At 67.8% G+C, this 25,146-nt stretch carries 24 protein-coding genes; 16 read left to right on the forward strand and 8 right to left on the reverse strand.

The window, feature by feature from the left end; all coding sequences use genetic code 11:
- The 3 genes from ACYVJS_RS01510 to ACYVJS_RS01520 form a co-directional block, all read right to left on the reverse strand.
- A partial coding sequence (locus ACYVJS_RS01510) for an NAD-dependent epimerase/dehydratase family protein (RefSeq protein ID WP_460737098.1) occupies window positions 1-242 on the reverse strand: 242 nt, incomplete at its 3' end.
- Window positions 242-1,111, reverse strand: coding sequence for a glucose-1-phosphate thymidylyltransferase RfbA (gene rfbA / locus ACYVJS_RS01515; protein ID WP_460737100.1), 870 nt, complete (start codon window positions 1,109-1,111; stop codon window positions 242-244). The genes ACYVJS_RS01510 and rfbA, both read right to left, overlap by 1 nt.
- Before the next feature lie 112 nt (window positions 1,112-1,223).
- Window positions 1,224-2,534: a UDP-glucose dehydrogenase family protein gene (locus ACYVJS_RS01520; RefSeq protein ID WP_460737102.1), complete on the reverse strand. Its 1,311-nt coding sequence runs from the start codon at window positions 2,532-2,534 to the stop codon at window positions 1,224-1,226.
- Between the two features lie 266 nt (window positions 2,535-2,800).
- Here ACYVJS_RS01520 and ACYVJS_RS01525 point away from each other — a divergent pair, with 266 nt between their 5' ends.
- From ACYVJS_RS01525 to ACYVJS_RS01570, 10 genes are read left to right on the forward strand one after another with little or no spacing between them, the layout of a single operon-like run.
- The gene (locus ACYVJS_RS01525; RefSeq protein WP_460737104.1) at window positions 2,801-3,838 is read left to right on the forward strand and encodes a polysaccharide pyruvyl transferase family protein; all 1,038 of its coding nucleotides are present in this window, start codon (window positions 2,801-2,803) and stop codon (window positions 3,836-3,838) included.
- A 1-nt stretch (window position 3,839) separates the two neighbouring features.
- Window positions 3,840-4,733: a glycosyltransferase family 2 protein gene (locus ACYVJS_RS01530; protein WP_460737106.1), complete on the forward strand. Its 894-nt coding sequence runs from the start codon at window positions 3,840-3,842 to the stop codon at window positions 4,731-4,733.
- The gene (locus ACYVJS_RS01535) at window positions 4,726-5,973 is read left to right on the forward strand and encodes a Coenzyme F420 hydrogenase/dehydrogenase, beta subunit C-terminal domain (protein ID WP_460737108.1); all 1,248 of its coding nucleotides are present in this window, start codon (window positions 4,726-4,728) and stop codon (window positions 5,971-5,973) included. The genes ACYVJS_RS01530 and ACYVJS_RS01535 overlap by 8 nt, the downstream gene beginning before the upstream one ends.
- Window positions 5,970-7,439 carry a lipopolysaccharide biosynthesis protein gene (locus ACYVJS_RS01540; protein ID WP_460737110.1) on the forward strand — a complete coding sequence of 490 codons (1,470 nt, stop codon included), beginning with the start codon at window positions 5,970-5,972 and terminating at the stop codon, window positions 7,437-7,439. The genes ACYVJS_RS01535 and ACYVJS_RS01540 overlap by 4 nt, the downstream gene beginning before the upstream one ends.
- A gap of 52 nt (window positions 7,440-7,491) precedes the next feature.
- Window positions 7,492-8,886 (forward strand): O-antigen ligase family protein, encoded by a 1,395-nt coding sequence (locus ACYVJS_RS01545; protein WP_460737112.1) that lies wholly within the window; start codon window positions 7,492-7,494, stop codon window positions 8,884-8,886.
- Window positions 8,883-9,935, forward strand: coding sequence for a glycosyltransferase family 4 protein (locus ACYVJS_RS01550; RefSeq protein ID WP_460737114.1), 1,053 nt, complete (start codon window positions 8,883-8,885; stop codon window positions 9,933-9,935). Before ACYVJS_RS01545 ends, ACYVJS_RS01550 begins: the two co-directional genes overlap by 4 nt.
- On the forward strand, window positions 9,928-10,884 hold the full coding sequence (locus tag ACYVJS_RS01555; RefSeq protein ID WP_460737116.1) for a glycosyltransferase: 957 nt from the start codon (window positions 9,928-9,930) through the stop codon (window positions 10,882-10,884). Before ACYVJS_RS01550 ends, ACYVJS_RS01555 begins: the two co-directional genes overlap by 8 nt.
- The gene (locus tag ACYVJS_RS01560) at window positions 10,881-11,897 is read left to right on the forward strand and encodes a glycosyltransferase family 2 protein (RefSeq protein WP_460737118.1); all 1,017 of its coding nucleotides are present in this window, start codon (window positions 10,881-10,883) and stop codon (window positions 11,895-11,897) included. The genes ACYVJS_RS01555 and ACYVJS_RS01560 overlap by 4 nt, the downstream gene beginning before the upstream one ends.
- The gene (locus ACYVJS_RS01565; protein WP_460737120.1) at window positions 11,894-12,970 is read left to right on the forward strand and encodes a glycosyltransferase; all 1,077 of its coding nucleotides are present in this window, start codon (window positions 11,894-11,896) and stop codon (window positions 12,968-12,970) included. Before ACYVJS_RS01560 ends, ACYVJS_RS01565 begins: the two co-directional genes overlap by 4 nt.
- Window positions 12,971-12,987: 17 nt before the next feature.
- Window positions 12,988-13,938, forward strand: a complete 951-nt coding sequence (locus ACYVJS_RS01570; RefSeq protein ID WP_460737122.1) for a glycosyltransferase — start codon at window positions 12,988-12,990, stop codon at window positions 13,936-13,938.
- On the opposite strand, the gene ACYVJS_RS01575 is transcribed toward ACYVJS_RS01570, so the two are convergent.
- From ACYVJS_RS01575 to ACYVJS_RS01595, 5 genes are all read right to left on the reverse strand, one after another.
- Window positions 13,925-14,638 (reverse strand): glycosyltransferase family protein, encoded by a 714-nt coding sequence (locus tag ACYVJS_RS01575; RefSeq protein ID WP_460737124.1) that lies wholly within the window; start codon window positions 14,636-14,638, stop codon window positions 13,925-13,927. The genes ACYVJS_RS01570 and ACYVJS_RS01575 overlap by 14 nt on opposite strands.
- A 336-nt stretch (window positions 14,639-14,974) precedes the next feature.
- Window positions 14,975-15,517, reverse strand: a complete 543-nt coding sequence (locus ACYVJS_RS01580) for an acyltransferase (protein WP_460737126.1) — start codon at window positions 15,515-15,517, stop codon at window positions 14,975-14,977.
- Between the two features lie 58 nt (window positions 15,518-15,575).
- Window positions 15,576-17,222 (reverse strand): sugar transferase, encoded by a 1,647-nt coding sequence (locus tag ACYVJS_RS01585; RefSeq protein WP_460737128.1) that lies wholly within the window; start codon window positions 17,220-17,222, stop codon window positions 15,576-15,578.
- Between the two features lie 345 nt (window positions 17,223-17,567).
- Window positions 17,568-18,209: a TetR/AcrR family transcriptional regulator gene (locus ACYVJS_RS01590; RefSeq protein WP_460737130.1), complete on the reverse strand. Its 642-nt coding sequence runs from the start codon at window positions 18,207-18,209 to the stop codon at window positions 17,568-17,570.
- 2 nt (window positions 18,210-18,211) lie between these two features.
- The gene (locus tag ACYVJS_RS01595) at window positions 18,212-18,865 is read right to left on the reverse strand and encodes a hypothetical protein (protein ID WP_460737132.1); all 654 of its coding nucleotides are present in this window, start codon (window positions 18,863-18,865) and stop codon (window positions 18,212-18,214) included.
- 55 nt (window positions 18,866-18,920) lie between these two features.
- On the opposite strand from ACYVJS_RS01595, the gene ACYVJS_RS01600 reads away from it, so the two are divergent.
- The 6 genes from ACYVJS_RS01600 to ACYVJS_RS01625 all read left to right on the forward strand — a co-directional run bounded on the left by ACYVJS_RS01600 (window position 18,921) and on the right by ACYVJS_RS01625 (window position 25,016).
- Entirely contained in the window at window positions 18,921-20,204 is a 1,284-nt protein-coding gene (locus ACYVJS_RS01600) for a glycosyltransferase (RefSeq protein ID WP_460737134.1), read from the forward strand.
- Window positions 20,205-20,383: 179 nt separating this feature from the next.
- Window positions 20,384-21,313 (forward strand): ABC transporter substrate-binding protein, encoded by a 930-nt coding sequence (locus ACYVJS_RS01605; RefSeq protein ID WP_460737136.1) that lies wholly within the window; start codon window positions 20,384-20,386, stop codon window positions 21,311-21,313.
- Window positions 21,310-22,353: a FecCD family ABC transporter permease gene (locus ACYVJS_RS01610; RefSeq protein WP_460737138.1), complete on the forward strand. Its 1,044-nt coding sequence runs from the start codon at window positions 21,310-21,312 to the stop codon at window positions 22,351-22,353. Before ACYVJS_RS01605 ends, ACYVJS_RS01610 begins: the two co-directional genes overlap by 4 nt.
- Complete coding sequence (locus ACYVJS_RS01615) at window positions 22,350-23,399, forward strand: FecCD family ABC transporter permease (RefSeq protein ID WP_460737140.1); 1,050 nt, start codon at window positions 22,350-22,352, stop codon at window positions 23,397-23,399. Before ACYVJS_RS01610 ends, ACYVJS_RS01615 begins: the two co-directional genes overlap by 4 nt.
- A 64-nt stretch (window positions 23,400-23,463) precedes the next feature.
- Entirely contained in the window at window positions 23,464-24,195 is a 732-nt protein-coding gene (locus ACYVJS_RS01620) for an ABC transporter ATP-binding protein (RefSeq protein ID WP_460737482.1), read from the forward strand.
- Window positions 24,192-25,016, forward strand: coding sequence for a siderophore-interacting protein (locus ACYVJS_RS01625; protein ID WP_460737142.1), 825 nt, complete (start codon window positions 24,192-24,194; stop codon window positions 25,014-25,016). Before ACYVJS_RS01620 ends, ACYVJS_RS01625 begins: the two co-directional genes overlap by 4 nt.
- The last annotated feature ends 130 nt before the right edge of the window (window positions 25,017-25,146 follow it).

Genomic DNA, 25,146 nt, shown 5'->3' on the forward strand with positions numbered 1-25,146 from the left:
TCGGCCGCGTAATGCACCACCGCATCCACCTGGGAGAACAACTCATCGACCAGCGCCGCGTCGGCGATATCGCCCACGACCAGACGCACCCGATCCTCGGGAAGCCCCGCGAGAGATGCCTCGTTACCCGCGTAGGTGAGCTTGTCGAGCACGATCACCTCGTGATCCGTGTTCCCCACCACATGGTGCACGAAATTCGAACCAATGAACCCGGCACCACCGGTCACGAGGAGCTTGGACATCAACGTCCCCTTTCCAGGGTTTCGAGCAGGTAGGCGCCGTAGCCGGATTTGACGAGCTTTTCGGCTCGCTCCCGGAGTTCATCGTCGGTGAGAAAGCCTTGACGCCATGCCACCTCCTCGGGAACTCCGATGCGCAACCCGGTGCGACGTTCCATCGTGCGGACGTAATCGGCGGCGTCGGTCATCTGGTCGAATGTGCCGGTGTCGAGCCAGGCAGTGCCGCGGGGAAGGACTTCGACCTGCAGTTTGCCGCGTTCGAGGTACTCGCGGTTCACGTCGGTGATCTCATACTCGCCCCGTGGCGAGGGAACGAGGGAGCGCGCGATTTCGATCACGTCGTTGTCGTAGAAGTAGAGTCCGGGAACCGCGTAGTTGCTCTTCGGTTCGGCAGGCTTCTCTTCCAGTGATACGGCTTTGCCTTCAGAGTCGAATTCCACGACGCCGTACGCACGGGGCTCCGCGACCCAGTATGCGAACACAGCCCCGCCGTCGACATTCGTGTAGCGCTTCAACTGTGTGCCGAGACCCGGTCCGTAGAGCAGGTTGTCACCGAGGACGAGAGCAACCTTGTCGTCACCGATGAAGTCGGCGCCGATCGTGAACGCCTGTGCCAACCCGTCAGGAGACGGCTGCACGGCGAAGGTGATCGACACACCGAACTGCGACCCATCGCCCAGCAAGCGCTCGAAGAATGGAGCGTCATGCGGGGTCGTGACGATGAGAATGTCCGTGATACCAGCGAGCATCAACGTCGACAGCGGGTAATAGACCATCGGCTTGTCGTACACCGGGATCAACTGCTTGGACACTCCCAGCGTGATCGGGTGCAACCGCGTCCCCGATCCTCCGGCAAGGACTATTCCGCGCATGTGCTTACCCTCCCTGTCTGGGCCGCTGTGTCTCTCATCGGACGGAGCGGCCCAAACCGCTCTCCGAGTGCTGGCGTTTGCGTGAGCAGCTTTGGTCAGTCGAGAGAATTCCTCACGGGCGCCCCATACCCAGGTAGGTCCACCCGGCGGCTCGCCACGCAGCGGCGTCGAGGCCGTTGCGGCCATCAACAACGACCCGGCCTGCGGCGAGCGTCGACGCGTGCTCCGGGTCGAGCTCGCGGCGGTACTCGTCCCACTCGGTCACCATGATGACCGCATCGGCGCCGCGCAAGGCCTCGTCGCGGTCTTCGACGTAGTTCAGTTGCGGGTGTACACGACGTGCGTTCTCGATCGCCGCCGGGTCGGTCACCGTCACCCAGGCTCCGAGGCCGTGCAGGCGGACCGCGACGTCGAGGGCAGGAGAGTCGCGGATGTCGTCGGAATGCGGCTTGAAAGCCGCGCCCAGCACGGTGACGTTCTTCTTGAAGACGGAGCCGCCGAGACCCTCGACGACGAGCTGGACAGCACGCTCACGGCGGCGCAGGTTGATCTCATCCACCTGGCGGAGGAACGCCACCGATTCACCGCGGCCGAGTTCTTCGGCACGCGCGCTGAACGCGCGGATGTCCTTCGGGAGGCAGCCGCCGCCGAAGCCGATGCCGGCACCGAGGAAGCGACGTCCGATTCGGGCGTCGTGTCCGATGGCGTCCGCAAGCTGGGTCACGTCGGCACCTGTCACCTCGGCGATCTCCGCCATGGCGTTGATGAAGCTGATCTTGGTGGCGAGGAACGCGTTCGCCGACACCTTCACCAACTCGGCCGTCGCGTAATCGGTGACGATGAACGGCGTCCCCTTGGCGACGGAGGGGTGGTAGACCTCGCGCAGGACGGAAGCGGCGCGCTCGCCTTCGTCACCGGCCGGCACGCCTGCGACGAGGCGGTCGGGGTCGACCGTGTCCTGCACTGCGAAGCCCTCGCGGAGAAACTCGGGGTTCCACACCAGCGTCGCGCCCGTGGCTGTCACCCGCGGCGCGAGCCCAGTGGCCGTGCCTACCGGCACTGTGGACTTGCCCGCCACGATGTCGCCTTCGGAGAGATAGGGCAGCAGGCCGTCGACGGCGGCATTCACGTATGTGAGGTCGGCCGCGTAGCCGTCCTTCTGCTGAGGAGTTCCCACGCCGACGAAGTGAACCTTCGCCCCGTGCGCGGCCGCCATGTCTGTCGTGAAGCTCAGGTTTCCGGAGGCGATGCCCTCGGAGAGGATCTCTTGCAGTCCGGGCTCGAAGAACGGCGCCTCTCCCTTCGACAACGCGTCGATCTTGCGCTGGTCGACGTCGATTCCGACCACTTCGTGGCCGATCGACGCCATCGCCGCCGCATGAACGGCGCCGAGGTATCCACATCCGATGACAGACAGCTTCACGGTTCTCCCCAACTGAGCTCGTCGTTCTGGCTCATTGATGCTTACCAGATGCGTGTGTCACGCACATGACGCTCATGACAGTTCTCCGTAATCTCCGTTCGAGCCACGCGCTCTCCGGCTATTCGGTGTCAGGACCGGTGCGCAACCACGGAATGCTGTCGGGTAACATGCGTGCTACTGGCTCGGGCGCCGCTGCCCAGGAATGTAGGGGGAGTGGCATGCGAGTACTTGTTCTGTGGGCGGATGGGCGTTCGGCGAACCTGGGAGTGCGTGTTCTCGCCGAGGGTGCTGAGGCTCTGGCGCGCAATGTCTTTGGCCCCGGGACGGAGGTCGTCTTCCAGGATCTCGGCCCGAACCCAGAGGGATTCCGCGTTTCGTTGGACCTCGTGAAGAAGGACATCGGTAGACCGCGCGGGCCGATCAAGCAGTGGCTCCGCCAGTTCGATGCCGTCTTCGATACCGGCGCCGGGGATTCCTTCACGGACATCTACGGCCGCAATCGGCTGGCACGTATCACCTACACGCAGCTCACGGCGCGGCGGCTGGGGATCCCGCTCGTTCTCCTCCCACAGACCATTGGCCCCTTCACCGGGCGAGCTCACCGGATGCTGGCGAGCCGAGTGCTGCGCCGAGCGGACATTGTCATGTCACGTGACGGAGTGAGTACCAATCACGCTGCCGAGCTTGGGCGCCGCGATGTCGTGCGCGCCACCGATCTCGTCTTCTCGCTCCCTGTGGTCCAAGCGCAGAAGACGCGCGACGTGATGGTGAACGTCTCCGGGCTGTTGTGGCGCGAGAACTCGCATCTGGATGCGGCGAGCTACCGGCAGTCGGTCATCGATCTGATCGAAGGGCTCCGAGAGCGCGGCCGGACGGTATCGCTCCTGCCCCACGTCCTGGAGAACTCGACAGCGGACAACGACATGGTCCCGCTCGACGAGCTGACCCGGCGATTTTCCGATATCGAAACGATCGTGCCCCAGAGTCTCTCAGACGCCAGAACGGCGGTCGCGAGCGCTCACTGGGTGCTGGGCTCCCGGATGCATGCGTGTTTGAACGCATTGTCGGTGGGAACCCCGGCGATCCCGTGGGCGTACTCCCGCAAGTTCCAGCCGCTCCTGGAGGATGTCAAGTGGAGCGAGACCGTTGACCTTCGCACCGCCCCGCGGCCTGCGCAGTCAACGATCGAGCGGATTGCCGGCGGAGACCTCCCCCTCGATGAGTTGCAGAAGACACTTGGCGTCGCGGCGGACAAGCGAGCCACAGCCACCGAGGCGCTGAGATCGCTTCTGAAGGCGAGTTGACGTGAGCTCCCAGCGGCCGGCTGCGTTGATCGTGGTGAGTTACAACTCGGGGTCTCTCCTGGAAGAGAATCTCGCGGGCTCGGGTCTGTCGGGATTGGCTTCGATCGTCGTGGTGGACAACTCGACGGATCCTGAGGAGGCTGCACACATCAGTCGGCTCGCCGACGCCGAGGGATGGCGATTGATCGTCAGCGGGGCGAACATCGGGTTCGGCGCGGCTGTCAACAGGGGAGCCGAATTCGCGCTCGAAAACGGCGCCGAGGTGCTTCTGCTTCTCAATCCCGACGCTCTGCTTTCGCCGGACAGTGCACGCACGCTCATCGCGAGCGCATCACCGGATCGGATCATCGCCCCCAAGGTGCTCGACTCGCGGGGCGGAATCTGGTTCGGGGGTGGCTATCTGGACCCGGCGCGCGGGATCGTCCGCCACGCATTGGGTGCTCGTGACTGGCTGACTGGCGCCTGCTTGGCCATCGATGCGGATGCCTGGCGTTCACTCGGAGGCTTCGACGAGACGTACTTCCTCTATTGGGAGGACGTCGATCTGAGCGATCGGTGGAAGAAGCTCGGTGGACGGCTCGAGGTGCTCGACGATGCGGTCGCGGTCCATGCCGTCGGTGGGACGCAAACCGGAGCGCATGCCGGCAAGTCGCAGGCGTACCTCTACTACAACAGTCGCAATCGGCTCATCTTCGCGCTCAGCGGCCAACCGCCGCGGCGCTGGGCGACTGTCCTACTTCGTACCCCCGCGTACTCGTGGCGGCTGTGTCGGCGGTCCAACCCGCGGAGCGTCAGGGACTGGGCTCGGGCGACGAGCTCGGTGGTGAGGGGCGCCGTATCCGGCCTTCGCATCGCGAGGAGGCGTCGTTCAGCGGTGGGGAGCACGGGTGGCTGATCAGCTGGAGAACGCCGTTCGCCGCGTTGTCGACAACGACAACTGCAGCGGATGCGGTGGCTGCGCACTGGTGTCCGCGCGCGTGAGCATGCGAATCGACGGCGGATACGCGCGGCCGGTGGTGGGGCAGCGCGCCGACACGTCGCCCCGTGCCGAAGCGAAGCTCTTCGAGAAGGTGTGCCCGGGGGCACGTCTCGCGGCCCCGTCGTCTCGCGGCCTGCGGACGCATCCCACCTTCGGCGTGTACGTCGAGGCGTACGAGGGATTCGCGCTCGATCCCGAGATGCGTGATCGGGGCAGCAGCGGCGGTGTCCTGACCGCATTGTCGGCCTACCTCCTCGAAACGGGAGAGGTGAGGGCCGTGTCGGCGGTGCGCGCATCTGCCTCCAGCCCGTCGAGAGCCGTGCCTGTTCAGATCATGCGGCGCGAAGACGTCCTGTCTGCGGCGGGTTCGCGCTATTCGCCCGTGGCCGCCCTGGCGGGGCAGGCGCGGTTGGACCCCGCCACCGCGCTCGTGGGCAAGCCATGCGAGGTGTCGGCGGCCTCCCAGTGGCTGGATGCCAGCGGAGTCGAGGAACGGCCGGTGCTGCTGTCCTTCTTCTGTGCCGGCGTTCCCTCTCAGGACGCGACGACGGCGCTCATCGAGAAGCTCGGCGTCAACGTCGACCGCCTCGAGTCCCTTCGCTATCGCGGTGAGGGATGGCCCGGCAACTTCGTGGCCACCGACCGCGACGGCAACGTGGGAAGACTCTCGTACGAACAGTCCTGGGGTGCCCACTTGGGCAAGACCGTCCAATGGCGGTGCAAGCTATGCCCGGACGGTACCGGTGGGCACGCAGATATCGCCGTCGGCGACTACTGGAATGCCGATGAACGAGGCTTTCCTGTGTTCGAGAACGCGGACGGGAACAGCGTCGTGATTGCGCGGACCCCAAGGGGCGCGAAACTGCTGGAGGAGGCGGCGTTGGCGGGGATCGTCGCGCTCGCCCGACTGGATCTGGACCGCGTCGCCGCAATCCAGCCGCTGCAGGTCAAACGTAAGCAGCAACTCGCGGGGCGACTTCTGGGTCGTCTTCTCGCGGGCAAGAGGATCCCGACCTACCGGGGCTATCGGCTGCTCCGGCTTGCGGCGCCCTTCTGGCGTCAGAACCTCGCGGGCGCCGTCGGCGCTGCCAAGCGCAGCGCTCCGGCATGGGCGAAGAGGATCGCACGAGTTCGGCGCTCGGCAGTCAAACGATGACGACAGAGAGCCTGGGCGGCAGCGCATCACGCGGCGCGGCGGTCACCGCAGCCGGGCAGATCCTGCGGGTCGTTATCCAGATGGTCAGCCTTGTGGTCTTGGCGCGGCTGCTGGGACCCGCTGATTTCGGGTTGGTCGCCATGGTCACGGCCATCGTGGGTATCGGCGAGGTGTTCCGGGATTTCGGTCTTTCTTCCGCGTCGATCCAGGCCAAGAACATCTCGCTCGGCCAGCGCAGCAATCTGTTCTGGATCAACTCCTCGATCGGCCTCATCCTCGCTCTCGTCGCGGTCGCGTGCAGCCCTCTGGTCGCGAGCCTGTACGGAGACCCGGCGGTGTCCGCGGTGATGGCCGCGTGTGCTTCGACGTTCGTCATCAACGGCTTGGCGACGCAACACCGCGCGGATTTGAACCGCCGTCTCAAGTTCGGCGTCCTCGCCGTGGTGGATACGGCCGCGCAGGTCATCTCGGTCGCGGCGGCGATCGGCATCGCGGCCATCGGTGGAGGATATTGGGCGCTCGTCGTGATGACGGTGTCGCAGACCGTGTTGGGGCTCGTGGGTGTCGTGGCTGCTGGGCGATGGGTACCACGCTGGTACAGCAGGCATGTAGCGATGCGACAGTTCTTCCGATTCGGAGTCGGAGTCGCCGGCTCGCAGCTGCTCGGATACGCGAGCAAGAACGTCGATTCGGTCGTGCTGGGAGTGACGCTCGGGCCGGTCGCCGTCGGCTACTACAACCGCGCTTACCAGGTGTTGATGCTGCCCCTCAATCAGTTCCAGGCGCCGTCCACTCGAGTGGCGTTGCCGGTGCTGTCCCGCCTGAATGACGACGCGGATCGATACACGGCCTTCCTGCTTCGCGGTCAGACCATCCTCCTTCACGCCGTGGCGATCATTCTCTCGCTCACTGCTGCCCAGGCGATGCCCCTCTTCGAGCTCGTGCTGGGCCCGCAGTGGACGGATTCCGTCCCGATCTTCCAGTCGCTTGCAGCGGGTGGACTCGCCTCGATGGCAAACTACGCCTGCTACTGGGTCTTCCTGTCCAAGGGGCTCACAGTGAGCTACCTGTGGTTCTCGCTGATCACACGCCCGCTCGTCGTCGTCGCAGTGATCATCGGCGCACTCGTTGGCGGACCCACAGGCGTGGGGCTCGCATTCTCCGTGGTGAGCTTGCTCCTTTGGCCTGCGACTCTGTGGTGGCTTGCGCGAGTGTCGGATGCACCGGTGCTGGCCATGCTCACGAATGGTGCGCGCGCCTTCGCCATCTACGCCGTCGCAGGTGTGGTGTCCTGGCTGGGTGCCCTCCTTGTGCCGCAGGATGTGGCCCCCATCGTCCCGCTCGCTCTGGGCGTGCTCGCATTCGCTGCGGCAATGGCTGCCTGTTTCGTGCTCATACCGGCCTACCGGCGCGATGTCCGCGCCATCCTTGACACCGCGCGGTTCTTTCGTGGCGGGCGATCATGAGCGAGCTGCAGGCTACCGCGAGCCGCGAATCGCGAAATCGTAGGGTGGGGCTATGAGCGCATCGGTCACACGGACGCCCGTCGGCGCATGGGTGCTGGTGGGTGCGGTGCTTTCGCTGATCGTGGTCGCCCTGACGCTGCCAACGATGGCTGCCACTCCAACCCGCTACCTCATCGTGGTGCCGTTCGCGGCGCTGCTGGTGTTCGCGCTGCTGCGGATGCCGGTCCACGTCCTTCCCGCATTCGCCTTCGCGCTCTACGGCATCGGTATCGCGCAGTTCGTTCCGACGGGATTGCCGATCGGGACGGCGAGCATCATTCTCATCGTCTGGCTGCTCCGACGTGCGGCGAGCGGCCTGGGACACATTCAGCGAAGTGCCCGTCAGTCGGGAGTCGGCGAGCGTCCCGCTCGGGCTGCGCCGAGCGTTCCCGTGCTTGCGATCGCGCTGGCGATCTGGCTTCTCCTGCTGACGCAGATCGGCGACCTCGGAGTCAGCAGCACGGGGTGGCTGCTTGCGTTCCTTCCCGTCGTCGTCGTTCCGCTCCTCGTGTCAGACGTATCGAAAGAAGCGAAGACGCTCGAGGTGACCTGGATCGTCCTCGCCGGGGTGTTGGGTGTTTACGCCATCATCGAGTTCATTCTGCGTGCGAACTTCCTTTACTGGGCCCTGGGAGCGCAGTCTTCTCAGCACTGGTCGGTCTACCGATCCGAAGGCCCCTTCGGGCACCCGCTGCTGTTCGGTACCTTCCTCGCGGTCGGCACTCTCCTCGCGTTCGGCAGGTGGTTGGAAGGGCACCGATTGGCGACCTTGCTGACAGCGTTCATCGCCCTCGGCGGAGTGCTCGTCACGTCATCGCGAAGCTCACTCGTCGCGGTGGTCGTGGGGATCCTGCTCGCGTTGGCGATGGTCGTCATGCGTCCCGGGCGATCCCGTCGAGGGCGAGCATTGGGACTTGCGCTTCTGCTTTCCGCGGGAGCAGCGCTCCTCACGCTCACTCCGCTTCTCGATCGATGGGCATCCGATGAGGCCGATGGCTCCTCCGCCGCGAGGACTCAGGGGTTCGAGCTCGCATTTTCGCTTGCGGAGAAGTCCGGATTCCTGGGGAATGGTGCCGGTACGTCGTCCCTCGCCGCAACGCTCGCGGGCTCGACGCTGCCGATCGAGCTCTCCCCGCTTCAGGCGCTGGTAAGTGTGGGCGTCCCTGGCCTCGTGCTGATCGTGGCGCTCTTCGCAGTTGGGTTTGCGCGGGCGATCGCGTCGTACCGGGTGGCGGCTGTTGCCGGGCTCGCCGCTTTCCTGGTTGCGGTCAGCGGTTACAACTACTTCGACGACCGGCGGTCTGCGCTGATTCTGTGCGGCATGGTGCTGGTGATTGCGATCGGTAGCGGCGCTGCACGGGTCGGTAGCGGGACCACGGTCACGGCGGAGGAGAGGCAGCGGAAATGAGCCGCAAGGGGGGCGCGGTCATCGCGCACGTCGGAGTGCTCGGGGACAGACCCGGCGGAATCGCGCAGGTCGTCAACCAGTATCTGGGATGGCGGATCGAAGGGCACCAGACGATCGGCATCCTGTCGACGCGTGGTCGGAGGGACTGGGCGGCGCCGCTTCTGTGGGTGACGGCCGCCCTCCGACTGCTCCTTGTTCGAATGAGGTTCGGTCGGTCGGCCGTACTTGTGCACATGTCGGCGAAGGGCTCGTTCGTTCGTGAAGGCTCGCTGGTGGTCTGGTCCCGGTGGCTCGGGCACGGTGTGGGAATTCACCTTCACGGAAGCCAGTTCCCTGACTTCAGTCGCGGCTACCCGCGTCTCGTGAGAGCTGTGTGCGGGCGGGCCGATGTGATCTTCGTACTCACCGACGAGACCCGGCGAATTCTGCAGTCCGCGCTCGCAACAGCGTCCACGCGGATCGTTCAGCTTTCCAACGTTGTCGACCTGCCCCCGGCGTTCGGCCCGAAAGAGCGGACGGTGCTCTTCGGTGGCGAAATTGGCGAGCGCAAGGGCGCCGATGTTCTTCTCGCCGCCTGGGCGCAACTCGGTGAGGGGCGGGCTGACTGGGCGTTGGTTCTCGCTGGACCCCTTCACCCCGGATTCGCGCGTAGCGACATAGAGATCCCAGGTGTCGTCAGCATGGGTGCCATCCCTCACGCAGAACTACTCTCCTTGCAATCGCGAGCGGCAATCGCGGTGTTACCTTCGCGCAACGAAGCAATGCCAATGTTCCTCCTGGAGAGCATGGCGCGTGGTTGCGCGGTCGTCGCCACTCCGGTCGGCCAGATCGAAGAGCTCGTGGGGGGTGTGGGCACGTTGGTGGAGGTAGGAAACGTCGATGCGCTTGCCGCGGCGATTCAGGGGTTGATCGCGCAGCCGACCGTGCTGGAGGAGTCGGGGACGGCATCTCGCCGTCGCATCGAACAGAACTACTCGCCCGACAAGGTTCGGGAGCTCCTCGAGATCGAGTGGAGCCGCCTCGCGGGAAAGGTGCCCGGAAATGGCTGATTCGCCTCTGATTCCCGAGATCCACGGGGCACGAGCGATCCTCGTGGCGTCGACGGGAGGGCACCTCGCGCAACTTCACCGGCTCGCGCCGCAGCTCGGCCTGGCCGCCGACCCGTTGTGGGTGACCTTTGAATCGGAGCAGTCCAAGTCGCTGCTCAAGGGGCAGCGTGTCGTCTACCTGCCGTACATCGCTCCTCGCGACTTCCGCGCGGTCGCACGGTCAGGTCGCATCGCGCGCAGACTGCTCCGTGAGGAGGAGTTTGATGTCGCCATCAGCACCGGGGCGGCTGCCGCTTTGCCGATTCTGCCCCGTGCTCTCGTTCGCCGTAAGAAGGTCGTTTACATCGAGAGCGTGTCACGGTTCGAAGGTCCTTCACTCACGGGGCGCCTGATGTCGGCTCTGCCGGGAGTGCGGCTGTTCACGCAGCATCCGCAGTGGGCTTCTTCCCGATGGAAGCACGCGTTCTCCGTCCTCGACGACTTCGGGGCTGCGGCCGCCGAACGCACGTCCTCGGAGCCGTTGCGGGTGTTCGTCACCTTGGGGACGATCAAGCCCTATCGCTTCGATCAGCTGGTCGATCAGATGAAGCGAGTCGCGCCGGATGCGGAGTTCCACTGGCAGTTGGGTGAGACGACACGCGACGATCTGCCCGGTGACGTGCGCACGTACATGTCGGCGGACGACTTCGAGGCGGAAGCCGCAGCCGCAGACGTGGTCGTGACCCATGCCGGTGTGGGGACTGCCCTCAAACTCCTCGATATGGGCATCTTCCCGGTGCTCGTGCCTCGTCGTGCGCACCGCGGAGAGCACGTCGACGATCATCAGCTCCAGATCGCTCGAAACCTCGAGGAGAGGGGACTCGCCTTGGCCCCCGCGGCGGACCAGCTGAGCCAACAGGACCTCCTCGTCGCCGCCTCGCGTCGTGTCGAGCGGGCCGTGAGTACATGAGCGGCACGGCGAGCGCCCTGAGCGTGATCGCGCCGGTGCACAACTCGCGGGCGCATCTCTCTGAACTGCTTCAGAGAATCGCTCCGCTGGTGGACAGAGGATGCGAGGTGATCCTTGTCGACGACGGCTCCTCCGACGGCACGACAGATGTGCTCGCCGCCTTCGTGGCAGACTACCCGGCGCTTGTCTTCATCCCGTGCCCCACGGCGGGAGGCGTCGCCCGTGCGCGAAACCTGGGGCTGGCCGCCGCAACGCGCGACTACGTCTGGTTCGTCGATGATGACGATCTCTGGGATCCCGGGATCGTCGATCGTTTCCTCGAAGCGGTAGACCGCTCAGGCGCGGACATCGTGATCTGTCGAGCCGATCTGCGTTACGCGAAGGACAAGCCCGGCCGGATCATCGACGGCCTCGACGAGGAGCGCGTCGTCGATCGTGAGTCGGCATGGGATCTTCTGCTCGAGGGCGGGCTCAACGGCTATCTCTGGAACAAGCTGTTCCGCCGCACGGTGCTCGGCGAGGATCCCTTCGATCTGCTGTCTTCGCAGTCGGATTTCACGGGAGTGGCGCGGGCCGTTAGCCGCAGCCGAAGCATCCAGTTCATCCCCGACGTGCTCTACTTCCACGTGGTTCGAGAGGGGTCGATCACCAGGAAGAAAGATCCTAAGCTCGGCAACCTTGGAGACGCGCACGCGCTCGCACGCCGGATCCACTCCTCGGAGCTGGGCCGCGATCCCCGCTCCGCGCAGTTCGAACACTTCACCGCGTGGTTCCTTGTCGTCCCATCCGGACGCACTCCGACCCGTGTCCGCGCGGACTGGGCCGTTCGGGTCGACGGCATCAGGCGCGCTCGAGAAGCTGCGGGTGGGCTCGATCTCGCTGCGCTGCGCTCTCGTTCGCCGCGACTCCACCGTGATGTCTGGCTGATCACGAGGGTGGGCATCCCCTATCTTGTCGCACTGCACCTTGGCCAGATCGGTCGACGATGGATTCGGAAAGTTGGTTCCCGGTGAGAGTTCTCGTTCTCAGCGCCGCGCTGCATGGCGGTGGCGCGGAATACGTCGCCCGCACGTGGGCGGTCGGACTGGCGGCGCGGGGCCACGAGGTCACGATCGCCACGACGGGTCGCGACGGCGGCAGCATCCCCGACATCGAGGTCGAGACTCTCTCAGTGGCCGGTGGAGGCCTGGTCGCGACGATCGGCCGGCTCCGCAAGCTCGTTCGCAAGCGCCGATTCGACGTGGTGCTCTCCCTTCAGACTTTTCCTAACCTCGTCGCGATCCTGGCCACCATGACGCTCGCGAAGACCGTCAGACCCCGGGTGTTCGTCAGCGAGAGGAACCTGGTCTCCCTGGGAATCCCGGGCTCGAGCCTCTCGCATCGAGCCAAGATCAGGCTCGCGAGAACCGTCTACCGCAGGGCCTATGGGGTCATCGCAATCTCGCATCCCGTCGCAGCCGAGCTGGTGAGCTGGTTCGGTGTTCCCGGTGAGCGTTGCACGGTTGTCCCGAATCCCGCCACCGCGAAGGTTGCAGGGATGGAGCGACCCGTCATGCGCACGCTCGACATGGACAGCGAGATCACCGTCGTCATGCCGGCGCGTCAGGTCGTGCAGAAGCAGCCGTGGCTCGCCGTCGAGGCTGCTGCGGTGCTGCGCGATCGTGGCTACCGTGTGAACGTCGTCTCGTTCGGCAGCGGGCCTCTCTCTGATCAGACGACCGCGTTGGCAGCGAAGCTCGGAGTCGGCTACCGGCCTGCAGGCTGGGTGGAGAACTGGTGCGCGGATCTTCCGCAGAACTCGGTGGTGGTCCTGAGCTCGCTCCGCGAGGGGTTCGGAAACGTCCTCGTCGAGTGCGCGGCGGTGGGCGTTCCCGCGGTCGCCCTCTCCAGCGCTCTGGGCGTTGCGGACGCGATCGTGCCGGGAATCACGGGTGCGCTCGCCCTCACCGATTCGCCGCATGCGGTCGCGGATGCCGTGGAGAAGTGTCGCCACATCCTGCCCGTGGACGTCACGCCGTGGCTCGACAGGTTCGGTCCCTCGAACAGTCTCGACAGTCTGGAGCAGGTCTTGGCGGGTCGCGCGTGAAGAAGAGACTGAGAGTCATGCATTCCATGGCTCCTCGGGAGCCGGGGAAGACGCGCTTCATCGATCATCTCGTCGAGGGCGCGCCCAATGACGTCGAGGTGCAAACGTTCACATGGAAGGGCGCGTTGCGGGCGGACTTCGATGTCTTCCACATCCACTGGCCGGAACGGCTCCTGCGCAAGGGATGGGGCAAGACGCTCACCCTCCTCGCCGTCCTGTGGGTGCGGGGGATCCCCATCGCCCGCACTCTGCATAACATCGATCCGCACGAAGCGGGCTCGCGGCTGGAGTCGCGGCTGCTGCGGCTCATCGACCGTCGCACGGCCCTGTTCATCAGGTTGAACGATCACACGCCCGTCCCCGGACGCGCCCCTGCCGTGACGGTGCCGCATCCGCATTATCTTCCGAGGACCGGTCATCGCACAGACATCGATGCGGTGAAGGGTCGTGTTCTCTACTTCGGCATCGTGCGCCCGTACAAGGGTGTGCAGACCCTCCTCGACGCGTTCCTCAGCGCACCAGAAGCGGACGCGACATTACGCATTGTCGGGAGCGCGACGGGTGATCGCGGTGATGGAGTGCGTGCGGCGGTCGCGTCGGACGATCGAATCAGCGCACGACTTCAGTACGTCACCGATGCCGAGCTCGACGACGAGATCCTCGCGGCGGAGATCATCGTTCTCCCGTACCGGCGCATGCACAATTCCGGAGCCCTCTTCTTGGCTCTGAGCCACAACCGCCCGGTGCTGGTGCCCAGGAGTGCGGTCAACGAGGACATATCGCGCGAGGTGGGAGCGGGGTGGGTGTATCAGTTCGACGGAGACCTCGACGGCCCACAGCTGATCCAGACGCTTCACGACGTCCAGCGGTCGGCGCCTTCCGGGCCCCCCGACCTCGGGGCACGCGATTGGGATGTGATCGGCAAACAGCTGCACGAGGCCTACCGCCTCGTGGTCAGCCGCGGGTAGCTGCCGCTTCCGCAGCCGACTTCTCCAGCATCTCGCCGACGTCCGCCACGTAGCGCGAGTACGGCCGCTGGCGCGCGAACTCCCGGACTTCGCGCATCCGCGCTTCGAGCGCAGCGGGATCCGACATCAGCGCGTTCACGGATGCCCGGAGCGCCGCAGGATTCGCGGGTGCGACGAGCGATGCGGCGAGCGATTCGTAACCGCGGACCCCCTTGATGGCGGACAGCACCACGGGAGTACCATGCGTCGCCGCAGTCATGAGCCGGACATGGCCGGCGCTGACGGACTTCTCCTTGAGCGCCACGATGAGCAACGCGGAGGTGGCCAGCATCTCGTCGTGCTCACCCCTGGGAACATCGGCCCGGACCGCGACTCCGGCGCTCGCGGCCCGCTCCTCGATGGCATCCGCCTCCGCCCGCTTCGACACGATCGTCAGCGGCCAGTGTTGATCTGCTGCCGCCTCGATCAGCGTCGTCCAGTCACAGGCGTTCTTTCCCGTGGAGAGGTACCCGCTTCGGTGGGACGGTCGCCACTCGGCAGGCTCGTCCACGACGCGGTCGTCGAAGTAGTAGAACGGGATAACGTGGAGACGCTCGAGGGGGATGCGATAGCGCGCAGCGTAGTCGTCCCGCTCCCAGTCGGTCATCACCTGTGCAGCGAGCAGGACGCGGGGGAGCAGGAATCCGTATACCGCTGTCACGACTCCTCCCTTGACCCCGCCGCGCGTTCCTGGGAGGAACTCTGATAATACGAGCTTCCGCTGCCGGGTCAACCACAGCAGGAGCGCCAGGAGGACGAGGCCCGGCGGAGTCTGTTTGCCTTCATTTGTAAAGACGACGTCCGCCAAGCGTGCGCGCCGAAACAGCTGCCACGACCGAACGAGAGGTGAGCGAGACTCTCCCGAACTCGCGTCGACAGCTCCGAAGAGCTTCCCGTAGGCGATGTCGCTCACTAGTTGCACCGTCGTCTCCTCTTTCTCCGGCAGTATCGCGGCCCGCAGATTCTGCACCGGGCCGCGGCGCCCTGCGTGTTGTGCCTAGCTGTCGTGCAGGGAGGAGGCCATCTCTGGGCGATGCTGCGTCTCGGCGATGGAATCGATCCGTGCTCGGAGCGAGGCGCCCTTTTGATCATCGCGAGCCGGCCATTGCAGGACGCGTGCGTCGAACACCGCCCGAGTCGAGATGACGCGAGCCGGGTTGCCCGCGACCACGGTGCCCGCGGGGACGGACCGCGTCAGGACGGAGCCCGCCCCGACGATCGCGCCGTCTCCGATACGCACGCCGGGCAGGATCACAGTGTTCTGTCCGACGAAAACGTCGTTTCCGATGGTGATCGGCGCGTAACGATAGCGTCGACCGCGGTCGTCGCGCACGTGGTAGCCACTGCCGTCGTGTGTCGCGAACACGACTCCACCCGTGATCGTCACACGGTCACCGATACTCACGAGCCACGGCTCGCTCGTCGCGATGCTCGAGAGGATTCGACACTCCTTGCCGATCACGACGCCTGCCGCGCGCGCGGCTTCCTCGGGGCCCCGCAGCAGCTCGAACAGCCGGTGTCGCACTCGTCGAAGCTTCATGAGTCTTCCTTCACGGACGGCCCCGGGTGCCCGGGCGTACTGGCAGATGTAGGTGTTCTCAGTGCGCCGTCTCGCCGGGGGCGAGTGCGGCCTTGGCGGTCTTGGTGAGGATGACGAAGTCGCCGAGCAGCGACCAGTTCTCGACGTAGGAGAGGTCGAGACGCACGGTCTCCTCCCACGAGAGACTGGAGCGCCCGCTCACCTGCCAGAGGCCCGTGATGCCGGGCTTCACGAGGAAGCGGCGGTGCACGTGCGTGGAGTACTGCTCGACCTCGTTCGGCAGCGGCGGGCGGGGGCCGACCAGCGACATCGAGCCGCCGATCACGTTGAACAGCTGCGGCAGTTCGTCGAGGCTGAACTTGCGCATGATGCGCCCGGTGGGCGTCACGCGCGGGTCGTTCTTCATCTTGAACAGCACTTCGTTGCCCGAGTCCATGCCCTCCTCGCGCCGCTGGCGCTGCAGATTCTCGAGCAGCTCCTCGGCGTTGGTGACCATCGAACGGAACTTGAGCATCGTGAACTCGCGACCCCCGCGTCCGATGCGCGTCTGACGGAAGAGCACGGGCCCCTCCGACGACAGGCGGATGCTCATGGCGAGGAAGGCGAGAACAGGACTGAGCAGGACCACGCCGATCGTGCTCGCGAGGATGTCGACCGCGCGCTTCAGGAAGAGCTGGCCCTTGCTGAAGCGCGGCGTCTCGACGTGGATCAGGGGGAGTCCGGCGACGGGGCGGGTGTGCAGGCGCGGGCCTGCGATATCGACGATGCTCGGCGCGAGCACCAGGTGCTGGCGGCCGGCTTGCAGCCCCCAGGAGATCTCTTTGACTTTCGTGGGCGGCAGCTCATCGGTGCTGGTGACCGCGACCGTGTCGGCGCCGGCGCGCTCCATCGCTCGATCGACCGCGTTGACGCTGCCCATCATCGGGATTTCGGTTCCCGGCACGAGGGCCCCGACCTTGCCTGTGGGCGTGCACGCGCCGACCACCTTGTAGCCGGCGCTCGGCGTGCGAGCGAGCTCACGAGCGATGTTCGCCACGGACTCGACCGAGCCGACCAGCAGCACCCGGGCCGCGTACTCGCCCACAGACCGCTGCGCGATCAGCCACTGCCGCCAGAGCCAGCGCACCGTGAGCAGCACGAGGATGCCGAGCGGAAGGCTGATGAGCAGGAATCCGCGCGCCAGGTCGATCTGGAAGAGGAAGGCCACGATCGCGACCGCGCCGAACAGGCGCAGGCTCGAATCCGCGACGCGCACGTACTCGGCCGAGCCCGTGCCGAACACGCGGGGGCTGCGGGAATCGCTCCACGAGAGGGCTCCCATCCACGCGATGACGAGGACCGCCGAGAACACCCAGTAGGAGAGGTCGCTCCAGCGGTGGTCGAGCGCGATGGTGACCTGGGCGTTGCCGAGGCCGAACCACGCGATCTGAGTGCCGTAGACCACCCAGATGACCGCGAGCAGATCGCTGACCCAGAGGCGGCGCTGATAGCCGCGGCGCCAGTTCTTCGGCGTGCGGTCGTGGGTCTGAACCGGGCCGGTTGTGAGGGCTCGGCGATCGGCATCCGAAATGATTGGCTGAGGTGAGGTGGCAGGAGTCTTGGGCTGCAGGAAATGGTCGGGAAGAGACGGTGACGCGTTCTTCGCTATCCGCGACTCCGTCGTCGCGTCGACCTCGAAATCGGTCGACACATCTTCCCCCTTCATCAGTCGTGCCTTGCTGACGGGCCGCACGTTATCAGGTGAATGTGACGGTGATGTGTCGGGTGATTCATCTGGATTCATGGGGCGCGTCTCTGCGTGCGATGTTACGGTGATCGGTTCGTTGGACACAGTCCACCGAATGGGGGACAAGCACATACTGTCCTGATCCCGCGCGGAATGGGGACGTGTTGCAATCTGGCGCGGGGTGAGTAGTTCTGCGTGCTTCAGGGGGCGTTGGGGGGCGTTGCGGGGCGGTGGGGGCGTTTCGTCTCGCTGCGCTCGCTCAACGAACGTTGGGGGCGTTTCGTCTCGCTGCGCTCGCTCAACGAACGGCGGGTTGGGGCTCGCTCAACGAACGGGGGGTGGGAGGGACTCGGCGAGGTGGGTGAGTTGAGTGGTGATCCACGCCGCGTACTGCTCGTCGGACCATCCGCGTGCGTGCGTGAAGTGGAGGTACGTCGCCGGCCCCGTCAGGTGCCCCAGCACATCCGCGGCCACATCCATCGACGCCTCCGGGACGCGGCCGCGGGACGCGAACCAGCCCGCGCTCAACCGCATGTCGCGTTGGCGGCGTTCCTCGAGCTCGAGGTACGCCGCGCGGGCCGCTGCATCCGCATCCGCCGCCGCCATCATCGCCTGCACGATCGCGGCCGAGCGCCGGTTCGCCTCGGTGAGGAACGCGACATAGCGCTCGAGTGCGGTCTCGAACTCCGGCTCTGCCATGATTTCGGCGATGAGGGGACGCTCGGTGAGCGAGTGCGCCCCCTCGTCGCCGGCGAATGAGGTCTCGAACGCAGCGACGAGCAGGGCGTGCTTGGGGCCGTGCAGCTGCACTGTCTGCGCCGAGACGCCCGCCTCCGCGGCGATCGCCTTCATCGACGTCGCCGCGTAGCCGTCACGGATGAACAGCCTCGCCGCCGCCGCCACGATGCCGGCCCGCGTCGCCGCCGCCTCGGCCTCGCGGCGGGGGGAGTGGTACGCGCGGGGCATCCTCAGACCGTACCGCCGCTCGCGGCCGGACGCGCAGCGAGGAACACCACGCCGACGACGATCTGCGCCACGCACGACGACAGAAGCGCGATCGTGACGGTCGCCACGTCGTCGCTCGCCGCCGCGAGCCCGCCCGCCACCGCGACGACCGCGGCCAGCGCCAGCAGCGCCCACCGCGCAGCTCCCGTCGCGATCCCGGCGCGCACGGCACCCACGGCGCCGACGATCAGCAGCACGAGCTGCACGATCCCGAGCGCGAGCGGAAGCCATCCGAGGGATGCGTCCGCGCCGCCCGGCGTGCCGTAGCTCATCACGTAGTAGACGAGCTGGTTCGCGAAGAACACGGCGCCGAAGCCGAGCAGCGCGAAGGTTCCCCGCACCCGGCTCCCCGTGATGCCGTTCGCCGCCATCGTGCCCAGCGCGAGGGGCAGCATCGCCGCGGCGAGGATCGCCGCGCTCGACAGGAACAGCACCGCGAACAGAGGGAGGGTCGGGCCGGTCGACTCGGTGCGGAGTGCGACTTCCACCACGGTCGCCGCAGCCAGGAGCGCGCCGCCCGCCGCGATCAGGCCGCCGCCCCATCGAGCCCACGCCCTCGCATCCGTCTCGGCGAACGCGGGGTGCTTCGTGGCGGCCTGCGTGGTTACTGTGCTCATGATCGGTCCTCCCCGGATCTATTGGTGTGCCTCAATATCCATTAGTGTGGCGAACATGTCAATTACGAATCGGTCCGCGCTGCTCTGCGCGATGCCCGCCGTGGGCCACGTCGACCCGATGCTCGTCGTCGGACGGGAACTGTTGCGGCGCGGGTGGCGCGTGCGGATGCTGACCGGTTCGCGCTACGCAGACCGCGTGCGGGCCGCGGGCGTCGACTTCGTCGCCCTCCCCGCCGAGGCGGACACGCTCGACTCCGTCGGTGCCTCCGGGCGCAACCGCGGCATCGCGACCATCAACGCCGGCGTGGAGGAGGCCTTCGTGCGCCCGGCGCTGTCCGCCGCGCAGAAGCTCGACGCCCTCCTCGCGGAAGATCCCGTCGACGTCGTCTTCCACGACATGACGTTCCTCGGCGTGCAGGGGTTGCTCGCGCGCCCCGCATCCGAACGGCCGCTCGTCGTCATGTGCGGCGTCGGCCCCGCCGGCTTCTCCAGCCGCGACTGCCCGCCCTACGGGCTCGGCATCGTCCCGGCGCGCTGGCGCGCCCTCGGACGGATGCGGGATGCGGTGCTCAACCGCTCCGCCCGCTGGGTGCTGTCGGGTGCCCACCGCGCGCTCGACGACCTGCTCGCCCGGCTCGACGCCCCGGGGCTCGACGGCGCCTTCTTCATGGACGTGCTCGCGCGTAGCGACCTGCTCGCCCAGTTCACCGTCGCCGAGTTCGAGTACCCGCGCAGCGATGCTCCCGCGCACCTCCGCTTCTACGGGCCGATGGCGGCGCCCGCCGCATCCAGCGGATCAGCCGGGGAGCTCATCGACCGGCTCGACCCCGACCTGCCGGTCGTGCACGTGACACAGGGGACCGTCGCGAACACCGACTTCTCCGAGCTCATCGGCCCCTCGCTGCGCGCCCTCGCCGACCGTCCCGTGCAGGTGGTGCTCACCGCCGGCGGACGGGCCGCATCCGAGCTTCCGCCGCTACCGCGCAACGCGTTCGCCGCCGACTACCTGCCCTACGACCGCCTGCTGCCGCGCACGAACGCCTTCGTCACGAACGGCGGATACGGGGGCCTGCACCACGCCATGCGCCACGGAGTACCGATCGTCGTAGCCGGAGACAGCGAGGACAAGGCGGAGACGTCGGCGCGCGTGCAGTTCTCCGGCGCCGGAATCAGCGTCGGCACCGGTCGGCCGTCGCCGTCGCAGATCGCCCGCGCCGTGGACCGTGTGCTGGCCGATCCACGGTACGCCGCCGCATCCCGTCGGATCGGGGAGCGGATCGCGATGGCGGGCGGTGCGCCGGCGCTCGTGGACGACGTGGAGGCGATGCTCTGGGGGTGAGGGCGCGTTTCGTCTCGCCTTCGGCTCGCTCAACGACCGGGGGGAGTGGGCTCGCGGGGCGACCGGGGGCGGGGTGTGGATGGGGTCGAGGCGCGGCGGCGATGTTGGTTAGGCTGTGCTTACCTGCATGTCGCCACGCGACGGCGGGGTCCCGAACGCACCACCCGAAAGGCGGCCGCATGCCCGCTCGCTCCCGTTCCCTCGCAGCCCTGGCGCTCGCCGCCGTCGCGGCCCTCGGCCTGGCCGGCTGTTCGGCCGCATCCGCCGAGCCCGCCGCATCCACGCCGGCCGCCGCCTCCAGCCACGAGGTGACGCACGCCCGGGGCACGACCGAGGTCCCCGCCGACCCGCAGCGGGTCGTGACCCTCGAGCCGCTCGAGCTCGACACCGCCGTCGCCCTCGGCATCACCCCCGTCGGAGCGGCCGTCGCGAGCAACGTCTCGGGCATCCCCGCCTACCTCGACGCGTCCGGCGTGGAGCCGGTCGGCACCGTACCCGAGCCCGACCTCGAGGCGATCGCCGCCCTCAAGCCCGACCTCATCCTGGGCACCGAGGCGCGTCACTCGAAGCTGTACGACCAGCTCAGCGCCATCGCACCGACCGTCTTCATCGCGACGCAGGCCGACCCGTGGCGCGACAACGCGTTGCTCATCGGCGATGCACTCGGCCACAAGGACGAGGTGCAGACGCTCCTGGGCGACGTGGACGCGCGCTGCGACGAGATCGGCAAGGAGCATGCCGTCGACGGACAGACGGCCCAGCTGATCCGTCCCCGCGACGAGACGACGCTGAGCCTGTACGGCCCCACATCCTTCGCCGGCAGCCTGCTCGAGTGCGTCGGCTTCACCATTCCCGACCAGGACTGGGCAGACGGTATCCAGGCCGACATCTCGCCGGAGAACATCCTGCAGGCGAAGGCCGACCACGTGTTCGTGACCGCGACCGATGTCGACGACGCCTCCCTCATCCCCGCCGCCATCGCGCAGAACGCCGCGGAGTTCCCGAACGTCACCCTCGTCGACACCAGCTACTGGGTCTCCGGGGTCGGTCCCAAGGGCGCGATGAAGGTGCTCGACGACATCGAGAAGTACCTCTCGAACGCTCGGTGACCCTCACTCTCGCAGCCCGCTCACGGCGGCGCGCGCGGCCTCGAAGCCTGCGCGTCGCCGTGGGCGCGTTCGCGCTCGTGGGCGCCCTCGTCGTCGCCATCGGGCTGTCGCTGGCACTCGGGGCGAACCCGCTGTCGCCCCGCGCCGTCATCGACACCCTCGCCGGCGGCGGCACCCCCGAATCGCAGTACATCGTGTGGCAGCTGCGGATACCCCGCACGCTCGCCGGCATCGCCGCAGGCGCGGCTCTCGGCGTGGCAGGTGCCCTGATCCAGGCATTCACGCGCAACCCGCTCGCCGACCCCGGCATCCTCGGGGTCAACGCGGGAGCGGCCTTCGCCGTCGCACTCGGCGTCGCGTTCCTCGGGATGCGGGATCCCGCATCCTTCGTCTGGCTCGCCTTCGCCGGGGCGCTCGTCGTGACGCTCGGCGTGTACCTCATCGGGTCGTCGGGGCGCGGGGGCGCCGACCCCATCCGCCTCACCCTCGCCGGCGTCGCGCTCGGCGCCGTGTTCTCGGGACTGGTGACCGGGATGACGCTCAGCAACCCCGACGCCTTCGACGCCATGCGCAGCTGGCACGCCGGGAGCCTGCTGGGCGCCGGTGTCGACGCGCTCGTCGCGATCGTCCCGTTCATCGGTGTGGGCCTGATCATCGCGTTCGCCGTCGCGCCGGGACTCAACGCGCTGGCCCTCGGTGATGACGTGGCCCGATCGCACGGGGCGAACGTGCGCCTCATCCGCATCTTCGTCGTGGTCGCGGTCACCCTCCTCGCGGGCGCGGCCACGGCGCTCGTCGGCCCGATCGCGTTCGTCGGGCTCATGGTGCCGCACGTCGCACGGTGGGTGTTCGGCGTCGACCAGCGCGTCATCCTCGGCGTCTCGGTCGTGCTCGCCCCGGTCGTCGTTCTGGCCGCCGACGTGCTCGGGCGCGTGCTGATCGCCCCTGCCGAGATGCCCGCCGGCATCGTCACCGCCTTCGTCGGTGCGCCCGTGCTCATCGCTCTGGCGATGCGCCGTCGCGTGAGCGGGCTCGGATGAGTGCGCTCGTGGATGCCGGCTACCGCCGGCTCGACGTCGGGTTCGGCGGATACCGCATCCGCCTGCGCGCGCGGAGTCTGGTCGTGGGGATCGCGCTCGCCGCGGCCGTGGCCGTGCTCGCCGTCGTCTCGCTCGGTCTCGGCTCGTACGCGCTCGATCCCGCGCAGGTGCTCACCGCGTTCGCCGGCGGCGGGACCGACCTCGATCGCACCGTCGTGCTCGAGTGGCGCCTGCCGCGCACGCTCGCGGCCGTGGCCCTGGGCGCTCTGCTCGCCGTCAGCGGCGCGCTCTTCCAGACCGTCACGCGCAACCCGCTCGCGAGCCCCGACATCCTGGGTCTGTCCAACGGCGCCTTCGCCGGCATGCTGCTCACCCTCACGCTCGTCTCGAGCAGCTGGCCCGCTCTGACGATCGGGGCCGTCGTCGGCGGTGTGAGCGTCGCCCTCGTGATCGGCGCGCTCGCCCGACGCGGCGGCGTGCAGGGTTTCCGGCTCATCGTGATCGGCATCGGCATCTCCGCCATGCTCGCCTCGCTCAACACGTGGATGCTGCTGCAGGTCGAGCTCGAGACCGCGATGTTCGCCTCCGCCTGGGGTGCCGGGTCGCTCAACGGCATCACGGCCGCGCCGCTCGGCGGTGCGCTCGCCTGCGCCCTGCCGCTGCTCATCGGCGTCGCGGTGCTCGTGCCGCGCCTGCGCCAGCTCGACCTCGGCGACGACGTCGCCGCCGCGACCGGGGCCCGCCCCGCCCTCGTGCGCAGTGCGGCACTGCTGCTCGGTGTCGGCCTCGTCTCGATCGCCACCGCCGTGGTCGGTCCCATCGCCTTCGTCGCGCTCGCGGCGCCGCAGATCGCGCGGCGTCTCGCACGCACGCCGTACCTCTCTCTTATGCTCGCCGCCCTCGTCGGTGCGTTGCTGCTGCTCGCCTCCGACGTGATCGCGCAGCATCTGCTTCCCGTCGTGCTGCCCGCCGGTGTCGTCACCGTCACCCTCGGCGGCATCTACCTCGTCGTCACGATCATCCAGGAGATCCGTCGCCGTGCCTGAGTTCCCGCATCCGTCCGCCCCGCGCCTCGCCGCCGACGGGGTGAGCCTCGCGTACGACCGCCGGATGGTGGTGTCCGATCTCACGGTGAGCGTGCCCGACGGCTCGTTCACGGTGATCATCGGCCCCAACGCGTGCGGCAAGTCGACGCTGCTGCGGGGGCTGTCACGCCTGCTCGCGCCGCAGTCCGGAAGCGTCGTGCTCGACGGGCGCGCGATCTCCGCCTACCCCGCGAAGGAAGTCGCCCGGCGGCTGGGGCTGCTGCCGCAGACCGCGATCGCCCCGGAGGGGATCACGGTCGCCGACCTCGTCGCCCGCGGACGCTACCCGCATCAGGGCCTCATCCGGCGGTGGTCGGATGCGGACGAGCGCGCGGTCGACGAGGCGCTCGACGCGACGGGCACCCGCGAGCTCGCGTCGCGTCCGGTCGACGAGCTCTCGGGCGGGCAGCGGCAGCGCGTCTGGGTGGCGATGGTGCTCGCTCAGCAGACCGACCTGCTGCTGCTCGACGAGCCGACCACCTTCCTCGACATCGCGCACCAGGTGGAGCTCATGGAGCTCTTCGGCAGGCTCAACCGCGCAGGGCGCACCATCGTCGCCGTGCTGCACGACCTGAACCACGCCGCCAGATACGCCAGCCACATCATCGCGATGCGCGACGGCGCGATCGTCGCCGAGGGGACACCCGCCGATGTCGTCACCAGCGAGCGGGTGGAGCAGGTCTTCGGCCTGCCCAACATGGTGATCGCAGACCCGGTGACCGGCGGCCCCCTCGTCGTGCCGCTCGGGGGTGCATGATGCGGCCCTGGGAGTACAGCGCCTTCGCTGTGACCGTGGCCGACGCGCGCGCCATCGCACCGGGATGGCGACGGCTCACCCTCGCCGCGCCCGAGCTTCGCGACTTCGCGCCGTGGGGCCTGGACCAACGGATCAAGCTCGTGCTGCCGCTTCCGGACGGGGGCCTCGCCGACTTCGGACTCATGGCGGAGCCCACCCCGCATCCGTCCGAGTGGTACGCACGGTGGAAGGCGCTGCCGGAGACCGAGCGCAACGTGCTGCGCACGTACACGCCGTCGGCGATCCGGCCCGAGCAGGGCGAGATCGACGTGGACGTGCTGCTGCACGACCCGCCCGGCCCCGCATCCGCGTGGGCTGCGGGAGCGACGCCGGGGGAGCGTCTGTGGATCACCGGACCCGACCGGCGCAACGGATGGACCGGCTACGGGCTGCACTGGCAGGCGCCTGCCGGGGCCACACGGTGGCTGCTCGTGGGCGACGAGACCGCCTTCCCGGCGATCGCCAACATCCTGCGCACCCTGCCGGAGGGCGGCCGTGCGGAGGTGCTGCTGGAGGCGGGGGACGCGCGCGACGACATCGTGAGCCCCGAGGCGCCGGCGGGCGCACGCGTGCGGCTCGTGGCGCGCGCGGCCGTCGCCGGGGAGGCGCTCGAGGCGGCCGTGCGCGAGTTGCCCGTGGCGGATGCCGAATACGTGTGGCTGGCGGGCGAGGCGGGGGCTGTCACCCGCATCCGTCGCCACCTGACCGCCGAGCGCGGGGTGTCGAAGGACCGCGTGTCGTTCCTCGGGTACTGGAAGCTCGGCGGCCCCCTCGTCGGGTGAGTCCGCGGCCTCTGGCACGGCCGGGTGCCCGAGTCGCGTCGGGGTGTTGCGTGCCGTGTTCGGGTGGGCGCGTTGGGGTGGAGTTGCGTGCGACGTCTGCACGATCCTTGGGGCTGGTGTCACGGGATGT

It is taken from the genome of Microbacterium neimengense, from assembly GCF_054782995.1.

What these genes read in the sequence shown, in the direction of transcription:
- ACYVJS_RS01550 (WP_460737114.1), top strand. Translation starts at nt 8,883, where the DNA reads ATGAGCCGCAAGGGGGGCGCGGTCATCGCGCACGTCGGAGTGCTCGGG.
- ACYVJS_RS01555 (WP_460737116.1), top strand. Translation starts at nt 9,928, where the DNA reads ATGGCTGATTCGCCTCTGATTCCCGAGATCCACGGGGCACGAGCGATC.
- ACYVJS_RS01605 (WP_460737136.1), top strand. Translation starts at nt 20,384, where the DNA reads ATGCCCGCTCGCTCCCGTTCCCTCGCAGCCCTGGCGCTCGCCGCCGTC.
- ACYVJS_RS01585 (WP_460737128.1), bottom strand. Translation starts at nt 17,222, where the DNA reads ATGAAGGGGGAAGATGTGTCGACCGATTTCGAGGTCGACGCGACGACG.
- ACYVJS_RS01600 (WP_460737134.1), top strand. Translation starts at nt 18,921, where the DNA reads ATGTCAATTACGAATCGGTCCGCGCTGCTCTGCGCGATGCCCGCCGTG.
- ACYVJS_RS01560 (WP_460737118.1), top strand. Translation starts at nt 10,881, where the DNA reads ATGAGCGGCACGGCGAGCGCCCTGAGCGTGATCGCGCCGGTGCACAAC.
- ACYVJS_RS01590 (WP_460737130.1), bottom strand. Translation starts at nt 18,209, where the DNA reads ATGCCCCGCGCGTACCACTCCCCCCGCCGCGAGGCCGAGGCGGCGGCG.
- ACYVJS_RS01540 (WP_460737110.1), top strand. Translation starts at nt 5,970, where the DNA reads ATGACGACAGAGAGCCTGGGCGGCAGCGCATCACGCGGCGCGGCGGTC.
- ACYVJS_RS01570 (WP_460737122.1), top strand. Translation starts at nt 12,988, where the DNA reads ATGCATTCCATGGCTCCTCGGGAGCCGGGGAAGACGCGCTTCATCGAT.
- rfbA (WP_460737100.1), bottom strand. Translation starts at nt 1,111, where the DNA reads ATGCGCGGAATAGTCCTTGCCGGAGGATCGGGGACGCGGTTGCACCCG.
- ACYVJS_RS01625 (WP_460737142.1), top strand. Translation starts at nt 24,192, where the DNA reads ATGATGCGGCCCTGGGAGTACAGCGCCTTCGCTGTGACCGTGGCCGAC.
- ACYVJS_RS01595 (WP_460737132.1), bottom strand. Translation starts at nt 18,865, where the DNA reads ATGAGCACAGTAACCACGCAGGCCGCCACGAAGCACCCCGCGTTCGCC.
- ACYVJS_RS01615 (WP_460737140.1), top strand. Translation starts at nt 22,350, where the DNA reads ATGAGTGCGCTCGTGGATGCCGGCTACCGCCGGCTCGACGTCGGGTTC.
- ACYVJS_RS01620 (WP_460737482.1), top strand. Translation starts at nt 23,464, where the DNA reads ATGGTGGTGTCCGATCTCACGGTGAGCGTGCCCGACGGCTCGTTCACG.
- ACYVJS_RS01580 (WP_460737126.1), bottom strand. Translation starts at nt 15,517, where the DNA reads ATGAAGCTTCGACGAGTGCGACACCGGCTGTTCGAGCTGCTGCGGGGC.
- ACYVJS_RS01545 (WP_460737112.1), top strand. Translation starts at nt 7,492, where the DNA reads ATGAGCGCATCGGTCACACGGACGCCCGTCGGCGCATGGGTGCTGGTG.